Origin of the sequence: uncultured Campylobacter sp. (genome assembly GCF_937997465.1) — a bacterium.
In the GTDB taxonomy this organism is placed as follows: Bacteria; Campylobacterota; Campylobacteria; order Campylobacterales; family Campylobacteraceae; genus Campylobacter_A.
Genome location: NZ_CALKTQ010000028.1, coordinates 1 through 6,192 on the forward strand (window position 1 = coordinate 1; position 6,192 = coordinate 6,192).

The 6,192-nt window shown below is 46.1% G+C and carries 5 protein-coding genes and 2 pseudogenes; all 7 read right to left on the bottom strand.

The features are described from left to right. A pseudogene (locus tag Q0546_RS00715) lies at window positions 1-246 on the bottom strand (hypothetical protein); the annotation flags it as partial. A 207-nt stretch (window positions 247-453) separates the two neighbouring features. Further along, window positions 454-756 (bottom strand): annotated as a pseudogene (locus Q0546_RS00720) (hypothetical protein); the annotation flags it as partial. 89 nt (window positions 757-845) lie between these two features. Continuing rightward, complete coding sequence (gene glyS / locus Q0546_RS00725; protein WP_298789614.1) at window positions 846-2,879, bottom strand: glycine--tRNA ligase subunit beta; 2,034 nt, start codon at window positions 2,877-2,879, stop codon at window positions 846-848. Next, window positions 2,876-3,004, bottom strand: coding sequence for a hypothetical protein (locus tag Q0546_RS00730; RefSeq protein ID WP_009494292.1), 129 nt, complete (start codon window positions 3,002-3,004; stop codon window positions 2,876-2,878). Before Q0546_RS00730 ends, glyS begins: the two co-directional genes overlap by 4 nt. Continuing rightward, entirely contained in the window at window positions 2,991-4,328 is a 1,338-nt protein-coding gene (locus Q0546_RS00735) for an endonuclease/exonuclease/phosphatase family protein (RefSeq protein ID WP_298789616.1), read from the bottom strand. Before Q0546_RS00735 ends, Q0546_RS00730 begins: the two co-directional genes overlap by 14 nt. Further along, the gene (locus tag Q0546_RS00740; RefSeq protein WP_298789618.1) at window positions 4,325-4,804 is read right to left on the bottom strand and encodes a tRNA (cytidine(34)-2'-O)-methyltransferase; all 480 of its coding nucleotides are present in this window, start codon (window positions 4,802-4,804) and stop codon (window positions 4,325-4,327) included. The genes Q0546_RS00735 and Q0546_RS00740 overlap by 4 nt, the downstream gene beginning before the upstream one ends. A 250-nt stretch (window positions 4,805-5,054) precedes the next feature. Further along, window positions 5,055-6,192: CCA tRNA nucleotidyltransferase (locus Q0546_RS00745; RefSeq protein ID WP_298789620.1), on the bottom strand; the 1,138-nt coding region annotated here is incomplete at its 5' end.

Sequence of the window (6,192 nt, forward strand, 5' to 3'; positions counted from 1 at the left end):
AACGATTTTCTCTCTGGCTATCTTATCCTCGCTTTCATGACTTGGTTGCAGTTGATTAAAAAATATATTTAATTCTTCATATGTTATCGGGATACTCTTTAAAAAGCCTCTTGTGCTTAACTTGGCTGATAAAAAGCACTCTTGTGCGGTATAATCATCCAGATAAATTCTAAAATATTTACCGTTCGTGGCGGGATTTTCGCTTTTTTCTTTATAATCTATGAAATTTACGTAGCCGCTTATCAAAGATATGAAATTCGCAGCAGTTTGCGTTTGCCTTTAGGGGCGATTAAAGCAACAAAAAAGCAGTGCGATTAGAAGTGCTGCGGCGTCGTGCATATCTGATCCTCTTTAAAACTCAAATTTTAAAATACCTACTGCCGTCAAGTAAAGCGGCGATATTTGGTCTCGCCGCTAGTTTTAAATTTTAGCTAAATTTTACATCAAATTTGACTATTTTGCCACCACGCTTGCTCGCTCGTAGTGTGCGATGATTTTATTATGAATGAGTAGCGAGATATAAATCACCGCACCGCCTAGGCAGAGTCTTAGTATATCCGCATCTTTATGCCAAAATACTAAATTTACGATGATGGCTGCAGGTATGAGAGTGTTATTCATGATGGCTAGAGTTCCGCTATCTACCTCGCATGCGCCCTTGTTCCATAAAAAGTATCCAAGACCGCTAGCTCCGATGCCAAGCCACAGCAGCACGGCGCCTTGGGTTAGGTCTAGGTTGATTTTTTCAGGATTGCCAAACATGGCAAAGGCTATACCTCCGCAAACCACACCTAAGCATTGGCGCCCCAAGCTGAGTGCAGAAGCGGCAGCACCGCTTCTAGAGTTTATAGGCTTATCTCTTTTATATCGGCGATTTTGAGGAATTCCGCATAAATTTGCCCCACGAGCGCAAGGCGGTTTTTACGCACGAGCTCATCCTCGGCGTTTATCATTACGTTGTCGAAAAACTCGTCTATCGCGGCTTTTAGACCGAAAAGATTTTTTAGGCGTTCGCTATATGTGCCACCTGCTTTTACTGCGGACTTAAAGGCGTCGTTTAGCTTTTTCTCGCTCTCGTTTTCAAATTTAGCTTCATCGACCGCGCCGAAATTTTCGTCCTTGATGATGTTTGCCAGACGCTTAAAGGTGCTGAAATTTTGCCTAAAGTCATCCGCCGCGCAGATCGCGCCTAGAGCCTCTATCGCCTCACACTGCGCGAGTACGTCGCCTTTTTTGCTAGCTAGGCAGGCCTTTACTACGGACGGGTTCACGTCAAAAAATGTATAAAGCCTATCAAATATAAATCCTATCAGCGCCTCGACGTCAAATTTCGCATATCCCTCCGCCATCTCGCGCAAAAACGCCGCGATGTCAAGGTTTAGATTTTCGTTTTGGATTATCTTGATGACGCCGTTAGCTGCGCGGCGCAGAGCATACGGGTCCTTGTTGCCGCTTGGGATCTTACCAGCACTAAAGAGCCCGATTAGCGTCTCGAGCTTGATCGCGAGTGCGACGACGGAGCTAAAGATAGTGCTAGGTAGTGCGCTGGCCTCGCCGCTTGGCAAATACTGCTCCTTGATCGCGGTTACGACGTTTTCGTTTTCGCCCTTTGCCGCCGCGTAGTAGCCGCCCATCACGCCCTGAAGCTCGGTAAACTCATACACCATCTGCGTGGTTAGATCGGCCTTGCTCAGCATCACGGCGCGCTCCAGCAGCGCCTCGTAGCCCTCTCCCGCGCATGCTTTTAGGCGATCGGCGCAGATTTTAGCTAGTCGTTTTGCGACGCCTAGCTCACGCACGCTTTTATCAAAGGTGCTGCCAAGCTCCTTTAGATAGGTGATGTTTTTTAGCTTTTCTGGGCCGAACTCATGTGCCAGGTCGCTACGCCAGAAAAACATCGCGTCGCTAAGTCTCGCACGCAAAACCTTTTCGTTGCCCTTTACGATGAGCGCTGGCTCTGGCGAGATAGCGTTGCTCACGACCACGAAGCGATTGGCGAGCTTGCCGCCATCAAAAACGGGAAAATACCTCTGATTTTCCTTCATCGAGGTGATGATGACTTCGCTAGGCACCTCCAAAAACTCCCGCTCAAATCCGCCAAGCAGCGCAGTCGGATGCTCGGTGATCGCTACGACCTCGTCTAGCAGCGCCTCGTCCACCTCGACCGTTACGCCGTTTTTGGCTTCGATCTGTTTAAATTCGCTCAAAATTTTCTCTCTGCGCGCGTTTTGATCGAGGATTACGCCGATTTTAGGCATCGCAGCGAAATAATCTTTGGCGTTTTTGACGGTAAATTTATCGTAGCTTACGCTTCTATGCATGAAAATCGTATCGCCGCTTTCAACGTCAAATTTGTTAAATTTAACGACCTCGTCTCCAAGCAAACATAAAAAAGAGCGAATCGGGCGGATAAACTCAAATTTACCCTCGCCCCAGCGCATAGATTTACCGAAATTTAAGCCGAGCAAAAACTTCTCGATCATATCGCCCAGAAGCTCAGAACTAGGCTTGCCCGCGACTGGCTTTTTGTAGTAGAGCACCTCTTTGCCGCCGACGGTTTCAAATTTTAGCTCAGATTCATCGATACCGCATTTTTTAGCAAAGCTTAGCGCAGCCGGCGTCCATGCGCCGTCTTTTAGCGCGACTTGTCTGGGCGCACCGATAAACTCGCTAAATCCGTCCTCCTGACGCACCGCAAATTTCGGGTGATAAAACGCGATCCTGCGCGGCGTATAGTAAAACTCGCACTCGCTATCTAGGCCGTTTTGCGCTAGAGTCTCGCGCCACTTTGCCGCGACGTTGCCGCACTCTTTTAAAAACGGGATCGCCGGCAACTCCTCGACGCCGATCTCCACGATCAGTTCTTTTGTTTCGCTCATTTTTTATCCTTTTTTAAATTTTGTCTTCTTTTGCTTCTCTCAAGCGTCTGCGTGACGAATCCGCGCATCAAAAATATCACGAAAAGTACGAATGCGCCCAGCACCAACGCGTCAATTATTCTCATTTTCTATCCAAATTTGAGGTTCGTTTTTATAATTCACTACGCGAACGGACGTAAAAATTGCCTCTTTTTCGTTGCGCGGTTTGCCCTTAGCGCCGTAAATTTTGATATCTCCGTACGGCGTATAAAGCCTGCCGTTTCGCACTTCGCCGCTAATACGACCAAGTACGTCTCCCGGGTGCGCTTGTTTTAGATTTTTAGCTTCCAGCATTTGCTCACGCGGATCTTGCGTTTCGTCATAAATTTTTACCGCATAATGCGAGCTGATCTCAAGATTTCCCTTAAACTCGTCTAGGCGGTTTACCGCTACGTCCATGACCTGGCCGAGTTTTGCGTCGTTTTTTGGCTCGTAGACGTAGATACCGCGCTTATCTTGCGCTAGCGTAAAGCCCTTTTTGTCCTTCTGCACGACCGTGGCGCGTTTTAACAAAACGGGCAAATTTGACTTTTTTGATAGCTCGCCGACCCGCGCTTCGGCGATATTTTGCAGCGTATTTTTAGCATTTTTATCAAAATTTAGCCTAAAAACCAGCGCAAAGTGATCCGAAATTTGCGCCCCGTCTCGCTCAACCTTAAAGCTATTTAAAACATAGTTTTGACTAAGCGCGTCCTTTGAGAGCAGGACGTGATCGAGTGCGTTATTACTAGTATGCGAGTATCGCTCGTGCTTTGGCAAAAACGCCCAGAGATTGGCTAAATTTTTGCTAGCCGCGAGATCGCCCAGCAGCTCTTTATCTCCGTAAGGCGTATTAAAATCGCCCAAAACCACGACCTTTTTGGTATCAGCTAAGGCTGATTTTAGCGTGACAAAAGCCGTTTTTCGCTGCTTTAGAGGGTTTTTTCTAGCGGGAAAATGCAAATTTAAAAGGCTAAATTTTTGCCCGTCTATTTCAAAATCAAGCTTTAAAATGTCTCTGGTTTTAACGTTTGGCACGCTAAAAATCTGCGTTTTTTCAGGCTTTATGCGAGACAGCACAGCTAGTCCTACGGGACCGTTTTTACCTTTAGAAAAGGCAAAATATTTATAGCCCGCTTCCTTCATCAGCTCTTTTAAAATTTGCTCGTTTTCGATCTCTTGAAGCGCGATGATATCGGCGTTTAGTTCTTTTATCTTTGCGCTTACGGCTTTAAATTTGGCACTTGCTTTTTTCTCGTCCCACTCCGATTTGCCGACGACGAAATCCTTATACTCGCTGCCGTCGTTTTTGGCGTCAAATAAATTTTGCACGTTAAACGTGGCAATCTTTAGCTCGGCGCCCGCCGCAAAAACGGCGAAAAACAGAGCCGAAAAAACGACCGCAAAAAGCCTATTTGCCGCAAATTTCATAGCGCGTTTCCAAAGCCTGACTGGGCGAAATTTTGCCTGATAGCCTCATACGCGATGATGCCCACGCTCGTGGCTAAATTTAAGCTTCTGCCATGCTCGCCCATCGGGATTTTGATCGCGTTTGCGAAATTTCGCTCCATCAGCTCCATAGGTAGGCCTGTACTTTCACCGCCAAAAAACAGAAAGTCGCCCTTTTTAAACTCCGCTTCAAAGTAAAATTTATGCGCCTTCGTCGTCGCGTAAAAAAATCTATCCCCGTAAGCGGCGTTTGCGCGCAAAAACTCATCCAAACTCTCCCAAATCAAGGGATTTAGCTGCGCCCAATAATCAAGCCCCGCGCGCCTAACGGCCTTTTCGCTGATGTCAAAAACGGTCGGTTTGATTATATGAAGCCTAAGGTTTGCATTTACGCACATGCGGCCGATCGAGCCCGTATTTTGGGGGATTTGAGGATGAACGAGGACTATATTAAACATTTAAAAAGCCACCTTAGCCCGCACTTTAAAAGACGCAAAAGAGCTTGCAGGGCGGCGTAAATTTGAGCTTTTTACAAGACTTGTAAATTTTAAAAAATTATTTTTTAAGTAGTGTTTAAAAATATCGCCGCAAGCGTATCGCGACGGCTCTTTTTTATTTTGAAAATTTATTTTTGAGATTTTTTCCACTTTCGCCTCTTTAAAATAGGGGTTGATTTTAGCTAATTTGCGCTTTTAACTAGGTTAATTTTTAAGCGCGGCTTGACTTTTCGTTTAAAAATTTTTCTATCGCCAAATCCTGCCTGCGCCTTATCTCAGCGCCTATTGCAGCACCTTTAAAGCCTTGCTTTAAAATCTCCGCCGTGTTGGTAGCAGGCTCAAATTTAACTTCATAAACGCCTAAATTTTTAGCTCTTTTTATGAGGCTGGGCGAGTTTAGCCCGAGCCAGCTTTTTAGCGGTTTTTCTAGCGCTATTTTAAGTAGTTCGCGCTCACTCGGGCGACGCGAAAAAAACGGCTCTTTAACGCAGGCTTCGAAGCTTTTTGGCAGTCCTAAGTCGTAAAAATTTTTAATGCCGAAAAAGCCGTTTAAAAGATACAAAAACTCGCGCTCGTCTTTTTTGCCGTTTTGTTTGGGTAGAAATTTGACCGCGCTTTTTAGCTTTGCGGTAAATTTTTCCGCATCGGCGCGGCTCAAATTTAGCCCGAAAATTTTACCCAAAAGACCTAGTTTATAAAGATACCAAAAGCCGACCTCTTGAAATTTGGCGCCAAAAAGTTTCATCAGCTCACCGTTTATGCGCTCTCGGCTAAGATCTCTGATACTTAGGCTCTTCATCAGCCGCAAACTATCACGCGCGATACGGAAATTTAGCCGAGCGCTAAACTGCACCGCACGCAGTACGCGCAGGCTATCTTCGGCGAATTTTTCATCGTCGATATGGCGCAAGATGCCGCGTTTTATGTCGCGCTGTCCGCCGTAAAAGTCCAAAAACGAGCCGTCAAAGATATTTATCATCATCGCATTTACGGTAAAGTCTCGGCGAAAAGACGCCGCACGCTCGTCATCGGCGTAAGCCACCTCAAAGGCCTTGTGTCCCTCGCCCGTTTTATTTTCGGTTCGCGGTAAAGAAAGGTCGAAATTTTTAAATTTATAAACGAAGTAGTTTTTGCCCACGCCGCAAGCGCCGATTTGCGCCATTAGCGCGTCAAATTTGGCAGGATCGATGCCGTAAATTTCAACGTCAAAGTCGGAGATTTTTTTACCAAGCATCGCGTCGCGAACGCAGCCGCCGACGATATATGCGCGCTTAGTGTGGGGTGCTAGAAAATCTCGCAGCCATTTTAGATTTTTATTTTTGCAGATTTTCGAGCCGATTTTCGACATT

What these genes read in the sequence shown, in the direction of transcription:
- Q0546_RS00730 (WP_009494292.1), bottom strand. Translation starts at nt 3,004, where the DNA reads ATGAGAATAATTGACGCGTTGGTGCTGGGCGCATTCGTACTTTTCGTG.
- glyS (WP_298789614.1), bottom strand. Translation starts at nt 2,879, where the DNA reads ATGAGCGAAACAAAAGAACTGATCGTGGAGATCGGCGTCGAGGAGTTG.
- Q0546_RS00740 (WP_298789618.1), bottom strand. Translation starts at nt 4,804, where the DNA reads ATGTTTAATATAGTCCTCGTTCATCCTCAAATCCCCCAAAATACGGGC.
- Q0546_RS00735 (WP_298789616.1), bottom strand. Translation starts at nt 4,328, where the DNA reads ATGAAATTTGCGGCAAATAGGCTTTTTGCGGTCGTTTTTTCGGCTCTG.